General features: G+C 62.6%; 1 protein-coding gene. It reads right to left on the bottom strand.

Features of this window, described 5'->3' with window-relative positions; all coding sequences use genetic code 11:
- Positions 1–168 precede the first annotated feature (168 nt).
- Positions 169–953: Ulp1 family isopeptidase (locus RFN30_RS32275; RefSeq protein ID WP_320265980.1), on the bottom strand; the 785-nt coding region annotated here is incomplete at its 5' end.

The raw sequence follows: 953 nt of genomic DNA, 5'->3' as shown, positions 1-953 counted from the left end.
CCGTCATGTTCCACCTCCGATCCAGGCCAGAGCGCGCATGCCGACCGGCTGGCTGGCCGATTCGCAAGCGGAGGCATGTCATCGTCGCTCCCTCGGTCAGGGCCCCGCATAAGGAGTGCTGATGTCGCCCAGTTCCGCTCCAGCCAGCTCTATCAGCAGCCACCCCAGTCAGCGCCTCAGTCGGGTTTGCAGTGCCAGCCGATCGACAACGAGGTTGTCGAGGTGCAGCACGCCTGACCGTCCTCTTTGCGCCAGGCCCCTAACCAATGCCCGCGTCCCGTCCAGCACAAAGACACCGCAATCATAGCCGTTGCTCTGCTGGGTCATGCGGGCTAGCTCCAGACGAGCGCCCAGCCGTTGTGCGAGCAGTGCTGCAGGCCCGTCGTTGTATCCCACGGCGGAATCGTAATGATAGGCAGCCGGCCTTGCCCGTTCGCGACGATCAACGAGCAGCAGCGACCAATGGCTGCCGCGGCGATTGGGATCCGAAGCACTGGCATCGCTCACTGGCAGGAACAGGAAGTCGGCTGTGTCATTACCATCGTGATCATGGACAACGTGCTGGAAGGCGCGCGTGGCCACGCTCTGGGAGCCCAAGCGCAGATGATAGTGGGCTATGAGCGGATCCACGAGCCGCGTCCGGGAGGCGAGATCCGGATTGTCCCGCTGCAGATCCTGAATCAGAAGCATGTAATCCGCCGCGATATGCTCGTCGCTCAGCCAATCCCTGGCGCCGAGCTCTAGCCCACCGTGGCCGTGGAACGAGGCTGTCTGATTCAACGCCGCTATCTGAGCATCCGCCGATGTGCTCGGAAACGCCGGTGCATAGTGAGCATCGTCACGCAACTCGTGCGGGGTGGAGGGCAAATCAACCAGAGGGTCAAGACCGCGGTAGATGTCTGATGACGGAGACCTCGCAGACGAGGGGAGGGAGGGCAAATCAACCAGAGGGT

It is taken from the genome of Mesorhizobium dulcispinae (assembly GCF_033977345.1).
In the GTDB taxonomy this organism is placed as follows: Bacteria; Pseudomonadota; Alphaproteobacteria; order Rhizobiales; family Rhizobiaceae; genus Mesorhizobium; species Mesorhizobium dulcispinae.
This window is presented reverse-complemented; position numbering and strand designations above follow the sequence as displayed.